The 23,995-nt window shown below is 53.3% G+C and carries 17 protein-coding genes; 2 read left to right on the top strand and 15 right to left on the bottom strand.

The window, feature by feature from the left end; genetic code table 11:
• Positions 1 to 7: 7 nt before the first annotated feature.
• Positions 8 to 784 carry an ABC transporter permease gene (locus MKX76_RS25610; protein ID WP_144868713.1) on the bottom strand — a complete coding sequence of 259 codons (777 nt, stop codon included), beginning with the start codon at positions 782 to 784 and terminating at the stop codon, positions 8 to 10.
• A gap of 17 nt (positions 785 to 801) precedes the next feature.
• Positions 802 to 1,731: an NAD-dependent epimerase/dehydratase family protein gene (locus MKX76_RS25605; protein ID WP_144868710.1), complete on the bottom strand. Its 930-nt coding sequence runs from the start codon at positions 1,729 to 1,731 to the stop codon at positions 802 to 804.
• 114 nt (positions 1,732 to 1,845) lie between these two features.
• On the opposite strand from MKX76_RS25605, the gene MKX76_RS25600 reads away from it, so the two are divergent.
• Positions 1,846 to 4,305 (top strand): O-antigen ligase family protein, encoded by a 2,460-nt coding sequence (locus MKX76_RS25600; protein ID WP_341034820.1) that lies wholly within the window; start codon positions 1,846 to 1,848, stop codon positions 4,303 to 4,305.
• A 77-nt stretch (positions 4,306 to 4,382) separates the two neighbouring features.
• Here MKX76_RS25600 and galU read toward each other — a convergent pair whose 3' ends face one another.
• Positions 4,383 to 5,255 carry a UTP--glucose-1-phosphate uridylyltransferase GalU gene (gene galU, locus MKX76_RS25595; RefSeq protein ID WP_251535712.1) on the bottom strand — a complete coding sequence of 291 codons (873 nt, stop codon included), beginning with the start codon at positions 5,253 to 5,255 and terminating at the stop codon, positions 4,383 to 4,385.
• 547 nt (positions 5,256 to 5,802) lie between these two features.
• Between galU and MKX76_RS25590 the strand changes: the two genes are divergently transcribed.
• The gene (locus MKX76_RS25590; RefSeq protein WP_341034819.1) at positions 5,803 to 6,840 is read left to right on the top strand and encodes an acyltransferase family protein; all 1,038 of its coding nucleotides are present in this window, start codon (positions 5,803 to 5,805) and stop codon (positions 6,838 to 6,840) included.
• A gap of 316 nt (positions 6,841 to 7,156) precedes the next feature.
• On the opposite strand, the gene MKX76_RS25585 is transcribed toward MKX76_RS25590, so the two are convergent.
• From MKX76_RS25585 to MKX76_RS25530, 12 genes are all read right to left on the bottom strand, one after another.
• Complete coding sequence (locus MKX76_RS25585) at positions 7,157 to 8,164, bottom strand: LacI family DNA-binding transcriptional regulator (protein ID WP_341034818.1); 1,008 nt, start codon at positions 8,162 to 8,164, stop codon at positions 7,157 to 7,159.
• Positions 8,165 to 8,410: 246 nt separating this feature from the next.
• Positions 8,411 to 9,211 carry a 5-deoxy-glucuronate isomerase gene (gene iolB, locus MKX76_RS25580; protein WP_341034817.1) on the bottom strand — a complete coding sequence of 267 codons (801 nt, stop codon included), beginning with the start codon at positions 9,209 to 9,211 and terminating at the stop codon, positions 8,411 to 8,413.
• A 135-nt stretch (positions 9,212 to 9,346) separates the two neighbouring features.
• Complete coding sequence (gene iolG, locus MKX76_RS25575; RefSeq protein ID WP_341034816.1) at positions 9,347 to 10,381, bottom strand: inositol 2-dehydrogenase; 1,035 nt, start codon at positions 10,379 to 10,381, stop codon at positions 9,347 to 9,349.
• Positions 10,382 to 10,406: 25 nt separating this feature from the next.
• Positions 10,407 to 11,852, bottom strand: a complete 1,446-nt coding sequence (locus tag MKX76_RS25570; RefSeq protein WP_341034815.1) for a CoA-acylating methylmalonate-semialdehyde dehydrogenase — start codon at positions 11,850 to 11,852, stop codon at positions 10,407 to 10,409.
• Positions 11,853 to 12,114: 262 nt separating this feature from the next.
• Positions 12,115 to 13,128 (bottom strand): 5-dehydro-2-deoxygluconokinase, encoded by a 1,014-nt coding sequence (gene iolC / locus MKX76_RS25565; protein ID WP_341034814.1) that lies wholly within the window; start codon positions 13,126 to 13,128, stop codon positions 12,115 to 12,117.
• Between the two features lie 213 nt (positions 13,129 to 13,341).
• Positions 13,342 to 14,256, bottom strand: coding sequence for a myo-inosose-2 dehydratase (gene iolE / locus MKX76_RS25560; RefSeq protein WP_341034813.1), 915 nt, complete (start codon positions 14,254 to 14,256; stop codon positions 13,342 to 13,344).
• A gap of 135 nt (positions 14,257 to 14,391) precedes the next feature.
• On the bottom strand, positions 14,392 to 16,257 hold the full coding sequence (iolD, locus tag MKX76_RS25555) for a 3D-(3,5/4)-trihydroxycyclohexane-1,2-dione acylhydrolase (decyclizing) (protein WP_341034812.1): 1,866 nt from the start codon (positions 16,255 to 16,257) through the stop codon (positions 14,392 to 14,394).
• A 142-nt stretch (positions 16,258 to 16,399) separates the two neighbouring features.
• Complete coding sequence (locus MKX76_RS25550; protein WP_341034811.1) at positions 16,400 to 18,634, bottom strand: glycoside hydrolase family 88/105 protein; 2,235 nt, start codon at positions 18,632 to 18,634, stop codon at positions 16,400 to 16,402.
• On the bottom strand, positions 18,631 to 20,406 hold the full coding sequence (locus MKX76_RS25545) for a hypothetical protein (RefSeq protein WP_341034810.1): 1,776 nt from the start codon (positions 20,404 to 20,406) through the stop codon (positions 18,631 to 18,633). The genes MKX76_RS25550 and MKX76_RS25545 overlap by 4 nt, the downstream gene beginning before the upstream one ends.
• 25 nt (positions 20,407 to 20,431) lie before the next feature.
• The gene (locus MKX76_RS25540) at positions 20,432 to 21,307 is read right to left on the bottom strand and encodes a carbohydrate ABC transporter permease (RefSeq protein WP_007132248.1); all 876 of its coding nucleotides are present in this window, start codon (positions 21,305 to 21,307) and stop codon (positions 20,432 to 20,434) included.
• A 25-nt stretch (positions 21,308 to 21,332) separates the two neighbouring features.
• Complete coding sequence (locus tag MKX76_RS25535; protein WP_144878661.1) at positions 21,333 to 22,235, bottom strand: ABC transporter permease; 903 nt, start codon at positions 22,233 to 22,235, stop codon at positions 21,333 to 21,335.
• A 96-nt stretch (positions 22,236 to 22,331) separates the two neighbouring features.
• On the bottom strand, positions 22,332 to 23,954 hold the full coding sequence (locus MKX76_RS25530; protein WP_341034809.1) for an extracellular solute-binding protein: 1,623 nt from the start codon (positions 23,952 to 23,954) through the stop codon (positions 22,332 to 22,334).
• Positions 23,955 to 23,995: the final 41 nt, after the last annotated feature.

Below are 23,995 nucleotides of genomic sequence, written 5' to 3'. Positions count from 1 at the left end.
TCCCATACTAGACGTGAAGAATAAATTTATCTTGTTTTCTATAGAATGTATAAAAACCAACCAGAAACGCAACCAGACCGATTGCGAAACAAAGCAAGTTATGTCTCATACTTGGAAAAGTTGCAAACATAACAATCTCTCTAAAGTAATCTACCATATAATAAAGTGGATTAATCTGAAAAATGAATTGAAATTTCTCTGGTAACACCGTAGGAGGATAAAAAATAGGCGTAAAATACATCCAAGCAGTGGTAAAAACCTCATATAAATAATTAAGGTCTCTAAAAAACACCGTATAGGATGAAAGAAAGAGAGCTATCCCTGTGGTAAATAAAAAGATATAGAAAATAGCTAATGGCAACAATAACATGACTGGTGTTATCTTAACATCAACAACTATCATAACAAGAAATAACGCAACTAAAGAAAATAAAGTATTAACAAGAGATGATAAGCATCTAGCTAATGGAAAGATATACTTAGGTATATATACTTTTTTAATTAATGAGGCATTGGCCGTTATTGAGGACATGGAGGAAATTGTTGATTGGTAAAACAAATCCCATACCAAACGACCTGTGAACACATATACCGGAAAATTTTCAATATCACTTTTGAATAAATTAGAAAACACTAGGGTTAGCACAACCATCATTAACAATGGATGCAGTACACTCCATATTACTCCCAATACCGATCTTCTATATCTCAACTTTATATCATTAACAACTAACTCTCTTAACAAAAAACGATACTTTTTAAAATTTTCCCAATATCGAATCATCTATAAAGCCCCTTTAACTAAACTGACTGCCACTTCATCTCAATGTAATAATGTAGTGTATCTTTAAGACTCTGTTCAAAATCGTGTGAAGGAGCCCATTTTAGTTTTGATTTAGCCTTGTTGTTATCCAGACAACTATGCATTATGTCTCCTTTACGCCCAGTTTCAAACATAGCCTGAACATTCTGACCATGTATATTAGATAGTAGGTCCAGCAGCCCAACTACACTTATAGATTCATTTGTTCCAATGTTAAAGGTATCATTCTCTTCATATTCTATTGCTGCTAGATTTGCGTTGACGACATCTTTTACAAATATAAAATCCCTAGTTTGAAGTCCACTCCCATAAATAACCGGCCTATCTTTGTTAATTAACTTATTTATGAATATAGAAACCACGCCACCTTCTCCTTCATGGTTTTGCCGTGGTCCAAAGACATTCGAATACCTTAGAATTACGTAACTAATATTATATAAAGAAGAGAACACTTTTATATAATACTCAGGAGTTAACTTTGATACCCCATAATATGAAATAGGTTCAGTAATATGATCTTCAGTAATTGGATTGAAATGCGGCTTACCGTATACTGCGGCAGAGGAAGAGTATACAATTTTTTTCACTCCAAAATTCTTACAGCAATTTAATAAGTTTAAAGTCCCTCTTATGTTAATCTCTTCATCTAATAAAGGGCACTCTATTGATTTACCAACATTAACCTGAGCAGCAAGGTGGAACACGATATCAGGTTTCGTATTTTCAAATACATCCTCAATACTCTTCGAGTTTAATTCCATCTGATAAAAACATGCCTCTGGATTAATATTCCTTTTATCTCCAGTTGATAAATTATCAATTACAGTGACCTTATGACCAATATTAATTAATGCATCTACCAAGTTAGAACCTATAAATCCTGCCCCTCCAGTTACCAAAACCTTCAAATCAAATCACTCCATATCTATATCTCAACATTTATTAAACCAACTTCCTACTTTGTTGCCATGTCATACTATGCTAAAATATTGTCGTATCTACAAGAAAAGGAGCTAATTACGTTGTCGAAACCAGTATACGGCAAAAATGCCGCTGAGTCGAGGAAGATAGAGACAAGATCGGCTTTATTCGGAGTGTTAATAACCGGAATTATCTTGTTTTTAGCATGGACGCCGTTTCAAACGGCTTTATTTAATGGTCAATTGCTAGAATTTGAGAAACCCATCTTCTGGGCCGCGATTCTATCAAGTCTTCTATTATTTCTTTGGATTGCTCAGTATTTCAAGAACTTTCAGATCGCAGATCAACGAGACTGGTTGGCAGTGGCCGTTCTTCTTCTGCCCCTAACATACTTAATTTCGCTTATTAGCGCAGCATCACAGGCTCTTGCTATGAACATGGTGATCATCAACTGTATTTACGCGACGATGTTTGTCATTGGGTTATATACGCTTCGTGACAAGTTGGGAAATCGAATCATCCAGAATACGATCATGGCTGTCGCTTACCTTATTGTTGGTTTTGGCCTCCTGAATTGGTTCGGCCAAGGCAAGACAGCCGGTGCAATTGCAAAATGGTTCTCCAACACAGTGCTCAACGGCACATACACTCATGCCGTCATGACAGATTCCAACGGTTTGCGTCTTACCTCTGTATTCCAGTATGCCAATACATACGCTGCCTTTTTGATGGCATTCCTATTTGCAGCTGTATTCTGCATTACGGCTTCACGAAAATGGTACGGCAAAGCGTTCCACAGCTTCATGCTGGTACCGATCATTGTGTCGCTGCTCTTGACGCTATCCCGTGGCGGTCTGGTCATGCTGCCGGTTGTATTTGTTCTACTGCTCTTGTTCCTAAAGCCTGCTCAACAGCTGCTCTGGATCCTGTATTGCGGCATTGCCGGCGTAGCATCCCTGTTAATCTCTAAATCTGTGACCGAACTGGGACTTCAGCTTAATGAAACGTTTAGCGGCAGCGGAGCGTTAAAGGGATGGGGAATCCTGATCGGCACATCGGCGGTCGTAGGACTGATCGGGTGGACGATCCAGAGCTTTGTCGCTCCGAAACTGGACAAGGTTTTGGAGAATTGGTCCTCTAAAAAAGGCTCCAGTTTATGGATTCCGCTCGGTTCTACCGTGATCGGTGGCCTGTTGATCTTCCTGTTTATTGGTACGGGCCTCAAAAATATTTTGCCGCAAAACATTAGCGTCCGCTTGGAGAACATTAACTTTAATCAGCATAGTGTTCTCGAGCGTTTCACTTTCTATAAAGATGCAATGAAGGTTCTTGCGGATTATCCGATTATCGGTGCAGGCGGCGGTGCCTGGGCTTCCCTTTACGAGCAGTACCAGAACAACCCGTATACGAGCCGTCAAGCTCACAACTTCTTCCTGCAGTATCTCGTTGAGGTTGGTATTCTCGGCTTTGTGATTTTCATGGCATTTATCTTGTATATCTTCTATAAATATATTCGTGGCTACATGAAGGGAACCGAGGAAGATCGCAACAGCCATTTCCTGTACCTCATCATCGTGCTGTCCATTCTGATGCACAGTATTTTGGACTTTAACATGAGTTACGTGTTCATGGGGATTCTCGTATTCCTGGGGCTCGGCGGTATGGCCGCAGTCATGGAACATAAACCGCTCGCTAAGTGGAAGGTGAAAGATTCAACGGCTAGAGGCGTATATAGTGCAGTTGTCGGTCTCGGTGCCATTCTTGTCTTCATTACATCGATTCGTTATGTGCAAGCTGCCGATGCAGCAATGGATGCTCGCAGAATTGTCCAGGTTAGCAACTCTTTTGAAGAGATCAAAGCACCTCTGGACAAAGACCTAGGTATCCGTCCAAGTCATCCAGATTCCGTACTGTTGTTAGCATCGCTTTACCAGGCGGTATATCAGCAGAATCAGAACGAAGACTTCTATAATGCAACTGTTAGTTTATTGAATAAAGCACTGAAAGATGAGCCTCACAACAAAGCCATGCTTCGCAGCTTGATAAAGACATATGAAATGAAGCAACAGCCGGAGCAAGCATATGATGTCTTGATTCAGAACGCGCCTAAATTTAATTGGGACATTGAATGGTATCAGGACATCATCCTGCAAGGTTACGAGCTTGGCATGAAAGCTCTCGGAACAGGCGACCACGCTAAAAAAGATGAGTACTTTAAGCACGCAACAGATGCTTTCGCCAAGGTTCAGGAAGGTATTCAGCATCTGAAGACGCTGCCGGAAGGTCAGCTCCAGGGGAATCCTTTTGAAAATAGTCCGGAAATGATCCTCCATGCAGGCAAGATGCATTACATGATGAATCAGCCAGAGCAAGCAGTCAATGCGCTCAAAATCGGCATTCAGGACGATCTGTCGCAGCCATCTGCTCAAGAGATTGTCAGGTGGTACCTCGCTGCACTTCAAAAGCAAGGTCAGAGCGACGACGCTCTGCTTGAGAAGTTAAAGCAGGTTGATCCGAATGCGGAGCAAAATATCAAGCAATTGGCGGATCTTCAATTCTAAATCAAATAGCGGGCACGTTCCCGGTAGATCCAATTCATCTATCGTAACGTACCCGCTATTTCTTTTTCATGTAGAGACTATCTTACTTTCTCCATTATTTTACTCATGTAAGCTAGCAAGTCTTCTCGTAAATCCTCACGCTGCAGTGCATAGTGGATACTGGTCTGAATAAAACCCATTTTTTCTCCAACATCATGACGAATCCCCTCGAAGTTATAGGCTAAGATGGGGCTTCGATGAGCTAGTACCGACAGGGCATCGGTTAGCTGAATTTCCCCGTTCTTCCCAGCTTCTTGATCCTCCAGTATATCAAAAATAACAGAAGGCAAAATATAGCGTCCCATGATTGCTAGATTGGACGGGGCTTCATCTCGAGAAGGCTTCTCAACGAGTCTTGTCGTTTCATAAATCCTTTCGGATTTTCTAATGCCATCTACAATGCCATATCGATTAACTTCATCCCAATCAACGGTTTGAACTCCTACAACAGCAGAGTGGTATGTATCATAAACTTTCATCATCTGCTTCAAGCAAGGCACTTCTGACTCTACGATATCATCGCCGAGCAGTACGGCAAACGGCTCGTCTCCAATGAATTTCCGCGCACACCAGATCGCATGCCCCAGGCCTTTGGGCTCTTTCTGCCGGATATAATGGATGTCGGCTAAGTTCGACGGCTTCTGGACTTCCTCCAGCAGCTCCCATTTTCCTTTTCCCGCCAAGTTATGCTCGAGCTCAAAGGACGAGTCGAAATGGTCCTCAATTGCCCGTTTACCCTTACCAGTAACGATAATAATATCTTCAATACCGGATGCAACCGCTTCTTCAATAATATATTGAATCGTTGGCTTATCCACAATGGGAAGCATTTCTTTCGGCATCGCTTTCGTAGCCGGCAGGAATCTTGTGCCTAATCCTGCGGCGGGTATGATCGCTTTACGAATATTCATTTCTAACTATCGTCTCCATTTCCGCATTTTCCCGAATAAATTAATTGTAACATGTCCGGACCGGTCGTTCGACAATAAAATCGGTTTTTATCAAATATGGGAAGCTCAATTTATTAGTCTGAACTGCATCCTTTTAGGCAGGAGCAAAACAGTCTTATAGGAATATCCTTCTTTCTATCTCCCTAACTTGGGCCACATTCGATTTCACCGTTTACAACAACCAACAAATTGGTTATTAAGACGGTAACACGAAACGCATGCAAACAAGCCGCAACGGACGAAACATCTGTCTAGAAGACGATGAGGTCTTAAAGGGTGAACCGTTATAGGATACCTTCTCAAGAGTGGGCCACTCTTGAGCCGTCACGCAATTTTTTACTTATCTTTTAATCGATATCTTCACGCTTAAATCGTACCTTCACAGCTCAAGATCAATACCGTAACCCTAAGCACCCTTCCAACTTCAACCATGGAAAGCCCCACTGCCATTCGATATACTAAAACGAAACTTCATTGGAACGCCAAACCCAAAGGAGCTGGTTGCCAGATGAAAGAGAGAGACGTCTATTTCGATAACCTCAAATTCATACTGATCCTGTTGGTGGTCGTGGGGCACCTCATTGAGACGTTTAACGGCGAGCGCTGGATGGGAACGATCTATCAGTTCATTTACTCGTTTCACATGCCGCTGTTTATTTTCACGGCCGGTTATTTCTCCAAACGCATCCAATACCCCAAATACTACATTAGTCTGCTGTCGGGATTGGTCGTGCCGTACTTCATTTTCGAGACGCTGTACACCTTGTTTGATTATTACATGCAGGGGCTGGACCGGCTCGACTTCACCTATTTCTACCCCTATTGGATTTTGTGGTTCCTCTTCAGCATGATGCTGTGGAAAATGCTCCTGCCGTACCTGCTGATGCTCAAATATCCGCTGATCATCTGCATCGCGTTGTCGGTCCTGGTCGGATACTCGATCGATGTGGATTATTACGCGAGCATTTCGCGCACGCTGTATTTCCTGCCTTTTTTTCTCATCGGATATTATTTCAAAAGGGAGTGGCTCAGCGCCTTCAAAACCCGATCATTTCAGCTGCTGTCCATTGTCATCCTCACCGGCGGATTTGCCTTTCTGTATGGCCTGTCACCCATTCTGCAAACAAACGCCAGCTGGTTCTACGGCGCGATGCCATATCTGGAATTTGGTTTGGATTCTTGGTACGCTGGGCTTTACCGAATACTGACCTATGCCTTCACAGCCCTGATGGGTCTATGCTTCCTTTCCATCATTCCGGAGACGAGGCAGCCCTATTCGGAACGGGGACTTTATACCATGTACGTTTTTCTGCTGCACGGATTTATCATTAAAACAATGCAGTATAACGGGTGGCTCGAGACCACCTTCCAGTCGACGGGAGGTAAACTGCTGCTGATTCTTCTCGGCGTCATCTTGACCTGGGTGCTGTCCTCGCCATGGATCAAACGCGGTTTCGGGTGGATCGTCGAACCGAACGTCGAGCCGCTGTTCAAGGAACAAATCCGCCGCCGACCGAAGAATGTCCTTAAACAAGAAGAATATTAGCTTGAGGCATGGAGCATGACGCCGACCACTACACACTGTGAATTTCGAGGGTACCCGAATAACCTGGTCACGTGTTACACCGATCCGGTATTTGCTTCAAAGCCCCTACCAGCCCACGCAAAAAAGCCTTCCTGCAGCTGCTTTTACGCAAGCTTTGCGGGAAGGCCTCGCCCATGAAGGTGTAGAGTCAAGCAGGTCAGCGCCCCAAGAACCCTGTAATACGTGGGTAATCCCCATTCATGCATCGTCCACAACGATGACAAGCTGGTCAGAGGCACGCGCATTGGAAGGCTTCTTCAGATTTATTAAAAAGTTTCTATAATAGCCGCGCTGTTGAGCCGCGGACCACCAGCTCCGGGGGAAGCACCATCCGCCGAGCGGGATCGTCCTGTCCGGACAGATCCTGTACCACCAGGTCGACCGCCAGGCGGCCCATCTCCTCGATCGGCTGGGCGATCACGGTGAGCGGCGGATCGGTGACACGCGCTAGGATCGTATCGTCAAAGCTGACGACCGAGCAATCCTCCGGCACGCGCAGCCCGAGCTCGCGAATCGCCTGAAGAGCCCCGATCGCCAGCAGGTCGTTACAGCAGAACAGCCCCGTCGGTTGCTCCGCCAGCTGCAGCATAGTCTTAGCTCTCCGGTATCCATCCTCGATCTTGTGGTCGCAGACTGCAATATGATCCGGAGGCAGTTCCACGCCGAACGAGGCTGCAGTCTCGACAAACCCTCTTACCCGCTCACCGCTGCTCGTCACCCGCTCATTCTCCGCAAGCACCGCCAGCCTGCGGTGGCCGAGGCGAAGCAAATGCTCGGCAGCCAGACGCCCGCCGTCGAGATCATGAACCCGAACGCAGCTCGCCCCAAGCTCCGGATGGTCCCGGGCGATGAGCGTGATCGCCAGCGAATGCTCCTGCAGCGGCTTAAGCAGCTCGCCGTGGGATACACCCGTGCCGATAATGACGCCATCCACTTGCTTTTGCTTCAGCAGACTGACATAGCGTTTTACCTTTTCTTCATTGTTGTCCGTGCTGCAGATGATGACGCTGTACCCAAGCTGATGTCCGCGGTCCTCAACGGCGCGCGCAATCTCGGCAAAAAACGGGTTGGAGATATCGGGAACGAGCAGGCCGAGGGTATAAGTTCTTTTGCTGGCGAGGGCGGAGGCAATCGCATTAGGCCGGTAATTCAAGCGCTTCATGATATTCAAAATCTCTTCACGCCGTTGGCGGCTGATCTTGCCCTTGCCGTTAATGACATGAGAGACGGTCGCAATGGAGACGCCGGCTTCGCGCGCAACGTCATAAATAGTCGCTTTGATCATCCCTTGTGCTCCATTTGTTTAATTTTGGCATTTAAATCATTATGCGCTCCCGGCCCGCTTCGCGCAAGGCCATTTTAGCGTCGATCCCATTGATGCGGACCAGTCTCTTAAAACAATAAGTTAAAAAGTATTTCACGATGCTTATCGTACAAGCATGGACTCCACTATCCTCGTTGCAGCAGCCATCCTTTTGACAACACATAATCGAGGAGCGGCTGACGGGAAAAATAGACCAGCTTCTACCCCTTATTTCATTAGCCAGTCATAATCCGGATCGTTGCGGAACTTCCAGATCCGCTTCGGCCCTGCCATGACGTTCAGATAGTACACGTCATATCCGGGAGGCGCCGAAACTGGATGATAGCCCTCGGGCACCATAACCGCCTGGCCGTCCTTGACCGCCATCGTCTCGTCCAGCGAACGATCGTCGTTGTAGACCCGCTGTACGGCAAAGCCCTGCTCCGGCTGCACCCGGAAGTAGTAGGTTTCCTCCAGCTGAGATTCCTCCGGCAGCTTATCGCGGTCATGTTTGTGCGGCGGATAGCTGGACCAGTTTCCTCCATCCGTAAATACCTCGACGACCAGCAGGCTGTCCGCAGGCTTTTGCTCCGGTAGAATGTTATGCACCAGGCGCGACATGCTTCCACTGCCGCGGTTTTCGACGCCGACGTCCTCCGGCGCGATCAGCCGCGCCTGATGGTTGCCTTGCCCCGGGGCAAGACAGACCGCCAGCTCCAGCTCGGTAAGCGCCGTGACTTCGTACTGCTCCTGCGAAGGAACATAAACCGTATAGGGCGGCGTCTTTTCAAACACGCTCATCCGCTGGCCAATGTTGTCCCAGCGCTCTCCTCCAGTCTTCACGTCGGCACGGCCGGACAGCAGTACAAGAGCCGCTTCCTTATCTTCCGTCCCCCGGCTCAGCGTCTGTCCTTCGCTTAAACGGTATACCTCAAAGCCTACATATTCCCAGCCTGCGCTTTCAGGCGTTATGGACAGCACACATCCGTCCCGGTCCGGAGCCGTAGAAGGCACAATTAGGTTCAGCATGATTCTTTCCCTCCTCTAAAATATCTTTTTTGCAATTGATGAATGGAGCGAGCCTGAGCGGACACTCATGTCATAGGATCGGTGTTCATCCCGCAGGCGCAGGCCTAGTGCCGCTCCGATACATCCTCTTCAGGCTTAGCTTACCGTGGAAATGCCGCTGCTTAGCTCGGCCAGCTTCACCGGTCGGCCCTGCTCCAGCGAGCGCTTAGCCGCCAAGGCAATCAGCTCCGCCTGCAGGCCGTCATAGCCGCTGACGGGCACGGGTGTACCTTTTTGCAGACTCTCAATAAACTGACGGGTTTCGTTGATGTAGGCTTCTTTATACCGCTCCAGGAAGAAGTACAACGGCTTGTCGCGGGTGACGCCCTCCGGGCCGCTGACGACAGCGGTACTCGGGTAATCGTTGTCGGCTGAAACGCTGCCGCCGGAGCCGAATACCTCGACCCGCTGATCATAGCCGTAAACCGCCTTGCGGCTGTTGTCGATGACGCCGAGCGCCCCGTTTGCAAACCGCAGCGTCGTAACGGCCGTATCAATATCGCCCTGTTCGCCGATCGCAGGATCTACCAGCACCGCCCCCTGGGCGTACACTTCGACCACTTCACTGCCCGAAAGAAAACGGGCAATGTCAAAATCATGAATCGCCATATCCATAAACAGCCCGCCGGACACCTTAATATAATCCGGATGCGGCGGATTCGGATCGCGGGAGGTAATCTTGATCAAATGCGGCTCCCCGATTTTCCCTTCGGACACAATCTCGCGGACCCGGCTGAAATTATGGTCGAACCGGCGGTTGAAGCCAATCTGCAGACTCACACCGGCAGCCTCCGCGGCCGCGAGCGCCTCGCGGGTTTGCTCTACGCTCATGCTGACCGGCTTCTCGCAAAAAATATGCTTGCCGCTCGCCGCAGCCTGCTTGATCAGCGGGACATGCGTATCCGTCGAGGAGCAGATGAATACGGCATCGATGTCCGGATGCTCCATGATCTCGGTACTGTTGTTCGTAACCACTGAAATGCCCCGCTCCGCGGCCCAGTCACGCAGCTCGCCTCCGGCGTATAGATCGCTGATGGCGGCAATTTCCGCGCCCGGCATGTGCAGCAGATGATCCGCATGGATTTTGCCGATTCGTCCGGCACCGATAATGCCGATTTTAATGGTTTTCATATGAATGTCTCCTCCGCTTATGAGCTTACCAGCGTGCCGTTACCATTTTCTTTCGGGTATAGAATTCCACGCCGTCGGTGCCGTTCGCATGCAGGTCCCCATAGAAGGAGTTTTTCCAGCCGGAGAACGGGAAGAATGCCATCGGCGCAGGAACGCCGAGGTTGACACCCAGCATGCCGGCATCGATATGCTCGCGGAACTGGCGCACGTCGCTGCCGTCCTGTGTGAACAGGCAGGCACCATTGGCGAAGTCCGAGCGGTTGGAAATTTCAATGGCTTCCTCCAGCGTTGCCGCACGCATGACGGATAGCACCGGTGCAAAAATCTCGTCCCTCCAAATCTTCATCTCGCAGGTCACGTCATCAAAAATCGTCGGCCCGACAAAATACCCCTCACCGTTCGCGGCATCATCCCTCCGTCCGTCACGGACCAGCTTGGCTCCTTCCTGCTCGCCTGCCTCAATGTAAGAGAGCGTGCGCTCCTTGTGAGCTTGCCGGATGACCGGCCCCAGGAAGACGCCTTCATCCGCCCCGTTGCCGATGGAGATTTCATCGGCCGCCTGCTTCAGCTTCCCGATCAGCGGCTCCGCTACGTCCCCAACGGCTACCACCACGGAGCAGGCCATACAGCGCTCACCGGCTGAACCGAAGGCCGCGCTGACGATTTGGGTGACGGCTGCGTCCAAGTCGGCTGATGGCATCACGATGCTGTGGTTTTTGGCTCCGGCCAAGGCCTGGACGCGCTTGCCGTAGGAGGAAGCGGTTTTGTAGACATACTCCGCCACCGGCTGAGAGCCTACAAAGGATATGGCAGCAATGCCCGGATGCTCCAAAATGCCGTTGACCACGTCATGCGCGCCATGAACAACGTTGAGCACGCCGTCCGGAAGGCCGGCTTCCGCGAACAGCTCCGCCAGGCGCTGGGCCAAGAGCGGCGTGCGCTCCGACGGCTTCAGCACGAACGCATTGCCGCAGGCGATGGCGAGCGGGAACATCCAGCACGGCACCATCATCGGGAAGTTGAACGGCGTGATGCCCGCTACAACACCGATCGGATAACGGTACATCCCGGACTCCAGATTGGTGGCGATGTCGGGAAGCTGTTTGCCCATCATCAGCGTGGGCGCACCGGCTGCAAATTCCACGCACTCGATGCCGCGCTGCACCTCGCCGTAGGCTTCGGCATAGCTTTTGCCGTTCTCCGCCGTAATCAGGCGGGCCAGCTCCTCCCAGTGCTCCACAAGCAGTTGTTGATACTTGAACAGAATGCGCGCGCGGCGAGGCACGGCGGTCTTCGCCCAGGAGCGCCCCGCTTTGGCTGCTGCCTGCACCGCCAGGTCTACCTCCTCCTTGGTCGAAAGCGGCACGTAAGCGAGAATCTCCTCCGTCGCCGGATTGTAGACGGGATCGGTTTTTTCGGATCGGGATGGCACAAATTGTCCGCCGATATAATTGCTCAGGGTTTGCGTCATGGCTGGTTGGCCCCTTTCGATTGAATCCGTTAGCGTATTTGATAGGATCCGTTAGGATGTTGGTTAAGATCAGTCAGGATATTAGTTGAGATCACTCAGGATAGTTATTGAGAGCACTCAGGATAATTTGTTGGGATCTCTCAGGATAGTTATTGAGGGCACTCAGGATATTCAGTAGAATCCGTCAGGACCTTCGATAAAATCAGAGAGCCTTCGCCAAGCTATATAAGTCACCGTAAATGAATGGTCAGATGCACGGTATCTAGGTATTAGCCGTGATTTCCCCGCGTTTGCAGCGCTCCATATAATCGTGAACCGCTTCGCTTGTCGGCATCGCATCGGAGCAGCTGTGGCTGGAGATGACAATGCTTGCCGCCGCGCTGCCGAATTCCATGGACCGCTCAATGCTCCAGCCCTGCATTAGACCGTACAGAAAGCCTGCGGCGTACGAATCCCCTGCCCCGAACGTCTTGATGACCTTTGCCGGAAAGCTTTGAGCCGTATGGCTGGTGCCGTCGGGTGTATATGCGATGGAGCCCTCCTTGCCGTGCTTGATAATGACGATTCTGGCGCTGTAGTCAAACCACTTGGCCGCCGTGATGCGATCACTCCGCTCTGGGTTGCCTCCAAATTGCTCCATCATGTCGAACTCCTCGCGCGTACCGAGGATGATATCGCATTTTTCAGCCGCCAGATTATAATAGGTCGCCGTTTCCTGAGGGGATTTCCAAGTGTACGGACGGTAATCCAGATCAAATGCAATTACGGCTCCGTGGCGCTTGGCATATTCCAGAGCGAGGAACACCGCTTCCCGGGAGGGGCTGGCCGCAAGCGCGGTTCCGGAGATCAGCACCATTTTGGCGGAGGCGATCAATTCCTCGTTCACGTCCCCCGTCTCCAGCAGCAAATCCGCAGCGTTGTCGCGGTACATCAGGATGCTGCAGTCAGTCGGACTTTTAATTTCGGTAAAAGCCAGCCCCGTCACGGCTCCGGTACGGTCGGTCGTTACGCCCTGCGTCGCAATTCCGTTATCCTTGAGATATTGGGTAATAAAACGCCCCATCTGATCGTCCGCCACCTTGCCGATGAAGCCCGTATTCAGGCCCAGTCGGGCCATCCCGATACAGATATTGGCCGGGGATCCGCCCACATACTTGGTAAACGTGCTCGTCTCTTCCATCGGCCGGTTAATCTCATTGGCGTTCAAGTCGATGCACAATCTCCCCACGGCGACAAAATCCACCGGCTTTTCGTCGTTAAACGTGATTTCACTCATGGATGAACCTCCTTGATCAGATCGGCCCACGCTGAGCATTCATAGGAAAATATGGCTCCGCTTTTCAATGGCCGTAATCACTTGCAGCTCTTAATCTAGATTTCTAAAAGAAACGGTTGTCTGGTGTCCGATAAACAAGCTGCTACCCTGCTCTACATTTTTAACCTTCCGAATTGGCCATCAGCCTGGTTTCGACGCACAAGCCGAGCAGTGTCAGACCTGCGGCTTGAGCTGGCCTTCCAGACGATCCAGGTACTCGATCGCCCGCTCAGCATACGCCTTGGCCGGATGCAGCGCAGGATCCTGCTCGCCCTCCAGCATCGCCCAGCCGTTATAACCGCGCTCTATGAGCTCTCCGATAATCGGCGCAAAATCGATGCAGCCATCGCCGGGAACCGTAAACACGCCCCTGCGGATGCAGCTCACGAAATCGCAGCCCTCCAGACGTGCCTGCTCCAAGATTTCGTGCCGGATATCCTTCAGGTGGATATACGCGATCCGGTCATAATGCTTGCGGAGCAGCTCGAGCGGATCGCATCCCCCGTAATAGGCATGGCCGGTATCGTAGAGGAGAAACACGAGCGAAGGGTCGGTCATCGCCATCAGCCGGTCGATTTCGTTAGGCTGCTCCACGACCGTGCCGCCATGGTGATGATACGTCAGCTTCATGCCGTAGCTCGCCGCAATTTCGCCGGCCTGGTTGAGTCCCTCCGCCAGGCTTTCCCATCCGGCGTCATCCAGTCGTAGAACGACACTCTCGTTCGGCGTCCGGCGGGGATCGAAGTGCAGCGAGCCTCCAACCTCAGCCGTGCTGATGACCTTGCTGCCGAATCCGGCCAGAAACTCCGCATGCCGGCGGTAGTCCTCCAGCTCCTGCTTCCGGTAAGCGGGATCGGAGAACAGCACGGACTTCCACTGCGAGACCAGTTGAATGCCGCGGGACTCCAGCTCCCGCTTCAGCACCGCCGGATCCTTCGGAAATTTCCTGCCCATCTCCGTGCCTGTCAAACCCAAAGCCGCAATATCATCCACAATCGTTTCAAACGTTGTGTCATCCCCATGCTCTCTGACATCCTCGCCGACCCAGTTGATGGGGTGGATCCCCAGCTTGAACAGCCTGTTGCTCATATCCAGCGCTCCTTTGCTTTGTTTGGTAGAGTAGTATGCTTCCTTACTCCAGATCCCATAGTCGGAACAACTTCATCGCCCGAGACATCTATGCTACCTCCTTGGTTTGGGACAATGAACAACTCCTTTTCCAACTTAATAAGGCCTTGCTTCCTTGCTCCGAGCGGCCATCTCGCGCTGGGCCTCCGTCACCTTGCTCGATACGGATACCTCCGGCACCTCCACACGCCACCAGGACTCGTAGCCGTCGGTGTTCGTTCCCGGGACAACCGGAATCTCGATCAGGGTCGTGACGGTTTCCTGCCGGGCCTGAAGCAGCGCTGCTCGCAGCTCCTCCGGTGTGCCGGCCTTGTAGGCTTTGGCGCCTAGCGCCCGCGCGTGCGCGGCGAAATCAATCGGGAGGTATTCACCGGTCAGGCGGCCCGTGCCCTCCTCGCGGCGGCGGAACTCGTTGCCGAAGCCGTCGCTGCCGTTGCTCCGCTGCAGATTGTGAATGCATTGGAAGCCATGGTTGTCGAACAGCAAGATCGTAATCTTGCGGCCTTCCTGCAAGCTGGTGACCAGCTCCGAGTGCATCATCAGATAACTGCCGTCGCCGACCAGCGCATAGACCTCGCGGTCCGGTTCTGCCAACGCCACACCAAGGGCGCCGCCCACCTCATACCCCATACAGGAGAACCCATACTCCATGTGGTATGTCTTCGCTTCGGGGGCTCTCCATAGCCGGTGCAGATCCCCCGGTAGACTGCCTGCCGCACAGACGATGACCGAGGTCGGAGGAATGACCTCATTGATGACGCCAAGCGCCCTCGTCTGCGACAAGCCATCCGGATGCTCGGCGGCGTACAACCGATCCACCTCGCGGTCCCACTCCGCTTTCAGCCCGGCGAGCTCGCCTTCTTCATATGCGGCTTGATAGCCGTCCTGCGACAGCTTAGCATGCAGCGCCTTTAGACCTTCCTTCGCATCGGTCACCAGCGCTTCGCCGCCAAGCTTAACGCTGTCCGCAGCGTTGACGTTCAGGTTCAGGAACGAAACATCCTCCCGCTGAAACGCCCATTTGGAGGACGTCGTAAAGTCCGTATACCGGGTACCGATACCGATGATCAAATCCGCTTCTGCCGCGGTACGGTTCGCCGCCAGCGAGCCGGTCACGCCGATCGCCCCCAGGTTCAAGGGGTGATTCCAGGGAAGCGCGCTTTTGCCGGCCTGCGTTTCGGCGACTGGGATTCCGAAGGCTTCTGCAAAAGCAGCAAGCTGCCCGGTTGCATCGCTGTAATGCACGCCGCCTCCGGCGATGATCAGCGGGCGCTTGCTCGCGGCAATCCGTGCGGCTGCCCGCTGCAGCCCTTCCGCCGACGGCGGGCGTCGATCGATGACATGAACGGTTTTCTCGAACAGCGAATCCGGATAGTCATACGCCTCAGCCTGCACGTCCTGCGGCAGCGCCAGCGTCACCGCCCCCGTCTCCGCCGGATCGGTCAGCACGCGGATCGCCTGCCGTGCCGCTGCGATCAGCTGCTCCGGCCGGGATATCCGATCCCAGTACCGGCTCACCGGCTTGAATGCATCGGCCGCCGAAACGGTATAATCCGACGGGGCCTCGATCTGCTGAAGCACCGGATCAGGCTGACGGCAGGCGAAGTTGTCGCCTGGGAGGAGCAGCACCGGAATGCGGTTCACCGTTGCCGTAGCTGCCGCGGTAACCATATTCAAGGCACCGGGACCGATGGATGAGGTGCAGGCCCAAATCTGCCGGCGGTTATTCTGCTTGGCGTAGGCCGCCGCGGCATGCACCATGCCCTGCTCGTTTTTGCCCTGCACATAAACCAGGTCCCCCGCGCTTCGTTCCAATGCCTCGCCGAGGCCGGTCACATTGCCGTGCCCGAAAATCCCCATCACCCCGTGCACAAATTTCGTCTCCACTCCGTCGACAGAAACATACTGTGCATCCAGGAACCTCAGCAGCGCCTGTGCCATCGTTAATCTTGTCGTCGTCAACCGGTTCATCTCCTTTTCGCTTATCTTCTCTTGAATCCAAACGGGAAAGCGGGAAAGCCATCTATGAATTAAGCGCTTAACCTAGTGCACCGAAGCGCTTATATCCTTTGGCGGATTAAGCGCTTTAACGAAAGTGTATGCCTTACTGGAGGCCCTGCATGCCTTTCAATTTCATAATTTCCACGCACGACAGCATCATGATGCCGATCCCGTGGTTGTCGTTCAGCACCGTAAGCAGATCATGCTTGTAATAGTCCCCCGTAAAGGAATAACGGGACCCGCTGCACACCCCATGCACGCTGCCGCTGCGATCGATGGCATGCTCGGTCAGCCCCTGCCATGCCCGAATGGCGGCCTCGGCGAACCGTCCGGGATTCTCCAGCCAGCCAAACCTCACGCCTCTGGCAAAGGCGTAAGCGAACATCGCCGTGCAGGAAGCTTCCTCATAAGCCTCCGGATCGGTAATAACCTGTCTCCAGAGTCCTGACTCGCCCTGGTAGGAAGCGATCCCGGCGCACAGCTCGCAGAAAAATCCAAGCAGCGCCAGGCGGTCCTTATGCTCGTCCGGCAGGCGCTCCAGCAGCTCGGATAGGGAGAACAGGCTCCAGCCGTTTCCGCGTCCCCACGGTATACGTGTCGCTTTCCCGTATTTGAAATCAAATACGTGGCTCATCACGCCTTCCTCCGGCATGAACAGATACTCCCGGTATCTCAGAAACTGCCTTGCCGCTTCGTCCAGATAGGAGGAATCGCCTGTAATCCCGGCGTACCGCGACAAGAACGGCGTGCTCATGTACAGATCATCCGCCCACATCGTATCCGCGGAATACTCGGAAACGCACAGCCGGTAAAAAGCCCCGTCCTCCCGACGTTCCAGGCGGTTCGCCATAAAATCTGCAATGACCTCCGCGACCTTCAAATCCTCCGGACTGCCGCCGCTTTCCGCATAGGCTTCCAACATCGCGGAGCCGAAAGAACCGCAGTTGTCCAGCATCTTAATCAGTACCAGCTGATGATTGATGGACGGAAAGCCGTACGTATCCCGGTCCCAAACCGCGTATTCGTACCATGACGTGCAGATGCCGATATGTGCCCGGGCATATTCCGCAATATCCGGCCGTCCCAATACTCGCGCGGTCTTCAGCAGACCGTACATCGTCACGCCGAGCGGATAGTCCCAACGCCCGAAGTTGGTGGCCGAGCCGGAGGTCCATTTGTTGCTCAGCATGGCGTTCTCATAGAACGGCCTGACCCGGCAGCCCGGCGCATCCTGGGACCATCCGGTCAAGCCGCGGCCGTCCGCGAGCTGGAACAGCCTCTTGACCGTGCACACCTCCTCCGGCGTTTCCTCCTTCGCTGCCGCCAGCGGGCCGGCATACAACCAAGGAGACGGCGCCCCCTGTACCGGAACAGGGAGCACGAATTCCAGCTCTTCCCCAGCATGATAGGCCTGAAGCTGAAATCCCCATCCGGACGGCCCGCTGGAGCAGCGGACCAGCAAATCCCCTCGGCAGCTCGCAGCAGGCAGCTCACAGCGGAAGTCTCCTCCCTCTTGAAGGTCTAGGACCGGTACAGGATGTCCGCCGATCCAGACCTGCAGCCTGCCCCTAGTACGGCCTCTAAGCTCAATCGGATCGTCTGCGGCAGGCACCTTCAATCGGCTCCAGGCATACCCCGATACCGCTGCCCCCGGCAAGCCGAACATTCGCTCAAAATTCGGCTTCACCGCTTCCTGCTCGCTCCAGCCTGTAACCGGGAGCCAGCTCACGCCCGTATCGTCTTCGCTTCCGTGGGCGTTCGGAAAGCGGCCGCTTTCGCCGAATAGGCCGGCCGTCAGCGGCCCGGAATACGCCCAGCCGGCGGCCCCCTTCCGGTCCGCAAACGGGAAAAGCACCTGCAGAATTCGGACCTTGCCCTCCTGGGCGCCAAAGCGACAGCCGAATCCGGCCTCAGTCCTGCGCGCCTCAATCAACAACGTGTTCCAGCCCGGATTCAGCACCAGCGGAATGACAATCTTCGCATCGGGCTTCATCTCGTCCTCGGCTCCTGAACGGTACATCAGCTGCTCGTTCAGATAGAAGCGGACCGGGCTGAACGGCATGATCGCGGCATCCAGCGACCGTTCGTCGTCGCTCCACACCAGACCAAGCGCAAAGGCAGCGTTCCCCTGCTTCGCATCCCGAAACCGGTCGCCGAAGTTAAAGTCGTAGAACCCTTCTCCGGTCTGAAGAATCCCCGTACCGGCGAACGACCGCAGCGCGAACGGAATTTCCGGGTTCGCCCCGATGTAGCGCCCGGCAATCGTCTTCAGAATGCCGGCATCATCATCGCCCAGCCAATACCGGATGCTCTCGCGGGCCTCGATATAGCTTGTCATGAAGATACGCCTCCTTCCGTTCGGCCGTGCGCTGCCATCGGAGAAAGCTTGATGTCGATCTCCTTCACGAACGGAGTCACCACATTCAGCAGCAGCGTACGGAACCCGAGCGGATACGCCGCTTCCCGGACACCTGCCGCCGTATGCTCAAATCCGGCGCCGCTGATTTCCATCCAGTCGCCGCCAGCTTCATACCGGATGCTCCCTCCCATCCAGAACTGGGTATCCACGCCCGCAGGAGCAAGCTCACCGCCGCTAAGGGCTCCGGCAGCCGGAAAAACAAGCGAGATTTGCGACACGACGTCCTCCGGCTCTGTCGAGGAAATGACCAGCCTCCAGCCTTCGCCCGTCTCCACCACATCCACCTCCACCTTGTGCCGCTGGAGATGCGTCTGCGGGCGGCAGTGATGCGGCAGCAAATACCAAGGGCTGACGTCTTCGCCTGCGCTTGCAGGCAGATCGGCTTCCGGCACCGGGCCGTTGTAGCCTTTTTCCTGTTCGCCGGATAGCCGGTATCCCTGCTCCAGCGCTGCCATCCGGCTCATCTTGACGAAGCCGGGCTCGAAATACGAGGCAAACTGCACGCCGAGCAGACGGGCCGCACCATGTCGAAGCGAAAAGAAGGAAGACATCTCCGTGCTTACCGTCACACTGGTATGGCCCTCACGGATTCGCGCCACCGGGGCGCCAAAATCCGTGTGCATCCGGCTGTAGCGGATAACGCCGTGATGGCCGGCGTCTGCAAAGCCGGACAAATAGCGCTCCCTGGGAAAATCACCGTTCAGCACGATTCGGTAGTTCTCCGGCATCGGCTTCGTCTCCGCACCTTCACGCAGAAGCCCTGGATCCAGCAGCAGCCGCACGGCGGCATTCGTCGGCGCTCCGCCGGGATGCTTCAGCAAAGCCAGCGACTGCTCGGCCATGCCTTGAAATACCGGATCCTGGTCCAGTGAAGCCATCATCAGACACGGCAGAAAATACCCCGACATATCGAAGCTTTGGCCGAAATCCTGCCGCCCGGAATATTCGGTGACGATCTCTCCGTCCGGGTGGACCAGATAGGACATCATCTTCAGGTTGGCCCGGACCGGCACCAGAAGCTCCGGACGCTTCAGCAGCCTGGCCGCATGAATCAGCATGACATCGCTGACGACGTTGTAAATCCCGTTGCTGCGCTCGGTCCACTCCCCGTCAGCCGTGGCATCCATGCCTTCCGCGAGCCACGCCCGGGCCCGCTTCAAGGCATCCGGCGAATCAAAGAGCTCGTTCAAGAAGCCCAGCGCTGCGCAGATGACCCACCGATGATTCGGCGTATGGCAGCCTCCGGTGATTAGGGCGGGCAAGGTCCGTTCCAGGAACAGGAGCATATCCGCCGCCGCTTCCTTCAAGTCCTCCCAGCCGTCAGCCATAAGCAGTTGCGCGGTTTGTGCGTAACCGACCACCACGAAGGCAGTATCCGGCGGGGAATGGAAATTCGTCCAGCCGGGCGATATCGTGCCGTCGCTATGCTGAGCCGCAAGCATGTAACGCGCGGCAAGCGCAAATCGACGGGCCAGCTCGTGATTGCGGTAATATTCGGAGGCCGGATTGCAAAGCGCGGCGGCCCAGATGGCCATGGCGGTCGGCGTCCCGCTGTTATGGTTGGGCGAAGGCAGCCCGTTCTCGATCGTGCGGACCCCGCCGTACCAGCGGTGCTCCGGCTCCATGATCTGGCGGTCCATCGCCTCCCGCACCCAGCTGTCGTTCACTTCAAAAACCCTGTTATACATCATAAGCTCCCCCTGATCTCCGTCATCCTTAACCTTTTACCGCTCCCAGCATAACGCCGCTGACAAAGTAACGCTGCAGCCAAGGGTACACGATCAGAATCGGTACCGTGGCAAACACGACGCTCGCCGCTTTCAGGCTTTCCGTGGCTGCTCTGATACCTGCGGAAGGTCCCTCGTTGCGGGTCAAATCCGTAATCATATTGTTCTGCACCAGCTGGTACAGCTTCAGCTGCAGCGGATAGAGCTCTTCCTTCGTGATATACAGGAGCGTGTCCTGGAATCCGTTCCAGCGCCCGACGGCATAGAACAGGCTTAGCGTCGCGATCACCGGCAAGGATAGCGGCAAGATAATCCGCAGCATCGTCCCGATCTGGCTCGTGCCGTCAATCTCGGCTGCTTCCTCGAGGCTTTCCGGAATACCGTTGAAGAAGGAAATCAGGATGATGAGATAGAACGGACTGATCAATCCCGGAAGTACCAATGACCAGATCGTATTCAACAAGTTCAAGTCTTTTACGAGGATGTACTCCGGGATGATGCCCCCGCTGAAGAACATGGTCACGATGATAATGAACATGAAAAATTTGCGGCCCTTCAGCTTCTTTTTCGTCAGCGGGTAAGCGGCAATAATCGTCATGATCATGCACATCACCGTCGTCAGCAGCGTCAGCATCACCGTAAAGCCAAGAGACCGGATCATGCTGGAATCGGAGAATACGGATTGATAAGCCTGAAGGCTGAATTCCACCGGAAACAACGTCACATCCCCCGACGTTACCGCCCGGTTGGAGCTGAAGGATATCGCGATAATATGGAAGAAGGGTGCCAGGCAAATAAGAACGAACACCGCAAGCAGGATAATGTTTACGGTATCAAAAACACGGTTCGACACACGCTCGCTCATGGGTGAAGCTCCTTTCTGTACAACGTTAAATGATGGATTCGTCCGTCAGCTTTTTCGATGCATAGTTCGCGCCCAGCAGGAAGATCAAACCGACCACCGCCTGGAACAAGCCGACCACCGTCGCCAGCGTATACTGACCGGATTCAAGACCCGTCCGGTACACATAGGTGCTGAGCACGTCGGAATAATCCATGACCGCTTTATTGCCGATGACGAACGGGCGGTCGAAGCCGATCGCAATCATATTGCCGAGGTTGATGATGAGCAGCGTGACGACCGTGGTCTTCAGGCCCGGCAGCGTGATATGCCGTATCCGCTTGAACCGGCCCGCTCCGTCCACCTCCGCCGCTTCATACAGCTCCTTATTGATGCCGGTCAATGCCGCCAGATAGAGAATGGTTCCCCAGCCTGCGCTCTGCCACACGCCCGTCGCCAGGTAAGTAATGAGCCACGTGTCTTTGTCCGTCAGGAAAGGCACCGATTCAAAGCCAAGCGCCATCAGCATGTTGTTGATCATGCCGGATTGCGTGCCGAACACCTGATACACAATGCCGCCTATAATAACCCATGAAATGAAATGGGGAATATACAAAATCGTTTGGGATAACCGTTTAAACCATCGGATCCGGAGCTCATGCAGCATAATCGCCAGAATCAAAGGCGCCGGAAATGAAACCAGGAGGTCCAGCAGGTTAAGCATCAGCGTGTTGCGCAATGTTTTATAAAAATCCTGGGTTTGGAAGACTTCACGGAAGGCATCCAGCCCGATCCATTCGCTTCCGGTAATGCCTTGGAAGAAGTTGAAATCCTTAAACGCGATCTGAACGCCCCACATCGGGCCGTATTTGAAAATGATGAAATAAACCAGCGGCAGAACAAGCAGTGCATATAATTGCCAGTACCGGCGCAGATAAACGGTTCCACTCATCTGAATCATCCTCTCCTTGCTCATGACGCCGGGAACGAAGGAACGGCCTCAACGTTGACAGCCGTCCTTCCCCATATCCCGCTGCGGATTATCTTGTTATTTAGACTGCATTTCCTGATAAACCTTGGTCCGCTCGTCGAGGATCGCCTGACCGCCGCTGACCATGTAATCCTTCATCGTGGTTTCGAAGGTTTTCTCGAAGTCTTCCGGTTTGGCCATGGCCGTCTTGACGATCATCTCTTCGTATTTCGCCTGCAGGTTCGTGCCGTACTTCGCTTCCGATTCGATCGGACGGTCAAAGTTGACCGGCTTGAACGTATCCGTCGCCGCGATTTCCACTGCCTTGCGGTGCAGATCCTGGAATCGTTTCGGGAAGTTGGTGGTCAGCTTCTCCCGGTTTTGCGCATCGTCGCCGACAAAGTTGCCGTTGGCAATAATGGCAATATCGCCGGAGTTATACAGACGGTCAATCACATCCTGAGGGGCGTCCGGCTTGATGACGGGAATGCCGTCGACCATTTCGTAGTTTTCGCCTTCCACGCCGTTTTGCAGAGCCAGCAGATTCTCAGGGGCGGCCATCCAGTTCAGGTATTTTATCGCTTCGACCGCATGCTTGCTTGTTTTCGGGATCATGATGTACATGCCGTTTGGCGCGTACTCAGGCTTTGCGTGCTTGCCTTCGGAGTTGGTGAACGGGTCCACCGGCTCCAGCTTGGCATCCGGCTGGTTTTTCAGCAGCGTATCATAGGTGCCGTCCGCGTAATACAAGTTCGGATAATCCTCTGTCAAAAAGCCTACGAGACCGTTTGTCACATCCTGGGTCAGCTGCTTCTTGTCCTCGTCCAAGCTGAAATCGCGGCTGATCAGCCCTTCATTGTACAGCTTGTTCATGAATTGGAGCGCATCCTTGAAGCCCGGCAGCAGAGTCGGGTAGTCGTTGGCCCCGAGTTTTTGAATCAACGTGTACTTCTGCTCCTCCGTGGTCGGCTGGATAAAGGACCAGATCAGCGGATCATATTGCGCCGGTTCGATCGTCATGCCGAAAGGAATAACCTTGCCGCCGGTTTCCCCGGGATCCTTTTCTTTAAAAGCCTTCAGCACCTCGTACAGCTCCTCCGTCGTTTGAGGAACATCCATGCCGAGCTTATCCAGCCAGTCCGTGCGAATAAAGGAAGAATACTTGCCCAGGAATGCCCGTTTTCCGGGAACGGCGAACTGCTTGCCCATGTACTGGCCGTAGCTCATCGCCTCCTCATCGAGAAACGCCTTCAAATTCGGGCCATGCTCGTTGATCAGATCGGTCAGCTCCGTCAAACCGCCCTGCTCGGCATAACGGTTGAAGGTGGGCGTGTCATACGTAAACACGATATCCGGCACGTCGCCGCCGCTGGCCATGAGAACATTCAGCTTCTTGATTTCTTCCGAACGGGGTACCGGTACGAATTCCATCTTAATGTTGTTAGGGGTTCCAAAGTTGTCCTGGATATATCTCGTAAGGTAACTGTCGGTGATGGTGTAAGGCTCCGGCGTATTGCCGCGGTCGAAGATCTCGACCTTCAGCGTGACCTGCTTACCATCGTTGGATCCGGAGCTTCCGCCTGAGGTATCGGTGCTGCCGCCCGATTTTGATGAGCATCCGGATAATACGACCGTTCCGGCCATCAGCATCACGAGCGAGAGCTTAGCGAGCTTGCCCCACGTTTTCTTGCTTGCCGCCATAGTTACATCCCCTTTTCGTTTAAATATGTCCCTGCCGATTC

This window comes from Paenibacillus sp. FSL R5-0810 (assembly GCF_038002285.1).
Lineage (GTDB): Bacteria > Bacillota > Bacilli > Paenibacillales > Paenibacillaceae > Paenibacillus_AQ > Paenibacillus_AQ lactis.
Note: the sequence above shows the minus strand (reverse complement) of the source record. Positions and strands in the feature narration are given on the sequence as shown.

Coding starts and splice junctions, on each gene's coding strand:
- MKX76_RS25610 (WP_144868713.1), bottom strand. CDS start 784: ATGATTCGATATTGGGAAAATTTTAAAAAGTATCGTTTTTTGTTAAGA.
- iolE (WP_341034813.1), bottom strand. CDS start 14,256: ATGAGCAACAGGCTGTTCAAGCTGGGGATCCACCCCATCAACTGGGTC.
- MKX76_RS25530 (WP_341034809.1), bottom strand. CDS start 23,954: ATGGCGGCAAGCAAGAAAACGTGGGGCAAGCTCGCTAAGCTCTCGCTC.
- MKX76_RS25570 (WP_341034815.1), bottom strand. CDS start 11,852: ATGACGCAAACCCTGAGCAATTATATCGGCGGACAATTTGTGCCATCC.
- MKX76_RS25545 (WP_341034810.1), bottom strand. CDS start 20,406: ATGATGTATAACAGGGTTTTTGAAGTGAACGACAGCTGGGTGCGGGAG.
- galU (WP_251535712.1), bottom strand. CDS start 5,255: ATGAATATTCGTAAAGCGATCATACCCGCCGCAGGATTAGGCACAAGA.
- MKX76_RS25535 (WP_144878661.1), bottom strand. CDS start 22,235: ATGAGTGGAACCGTTTATCTGCGCCGGTACTGGCAATTATATGCACTG.
- MKX76_RS25585 (WP_341034818.1), bottom strand. CDS start 8,164: ATGATCAAAGCGACTATTTATGACGTTGCGCGCGAAGCCGGCGTCTCC.
- iolB (WP_341034817.1), bottom strand. CDS start 9,211: ATGCTGAACCTAATTGTGCCTTCTACGGCTCCGGACCGGGACGGATGT.
- MKX76_RS25590 (WP_341034819.1), top strand. CDS start 5,803: ATGAAAGAGAGAGACGTCTATTTCGATAACCTCAAATTCATACTGATC.
- MKX76_RS25540 (WP_007132248.1), bottom strand. CDS start 21,307: ATGAGCGAGCGTGTGTCGAACCGTGTTTTTGATACCGTAAACATTATC.
- MKX76_RS25550 (WP_341034811.1), bottom strand. CDS start 18,634: ATGACAAGCTATATCGAGGCCCGCGAGAGCATCCGGTATTGGCTGGGC.
- iolC (WP_341034814.1), bottom strand. CDS start 13,128: ATGAGTGAAATCACGTTTAACGACGAAAAGCCGGTGGATTTTGTCGCC.
- iolG (WP_341034816.1), bottom strand. CDS start 10,381: ATGAAAACCATTAAAATCGGCATTATCGGTGCCGGACGAATCGGCAAA.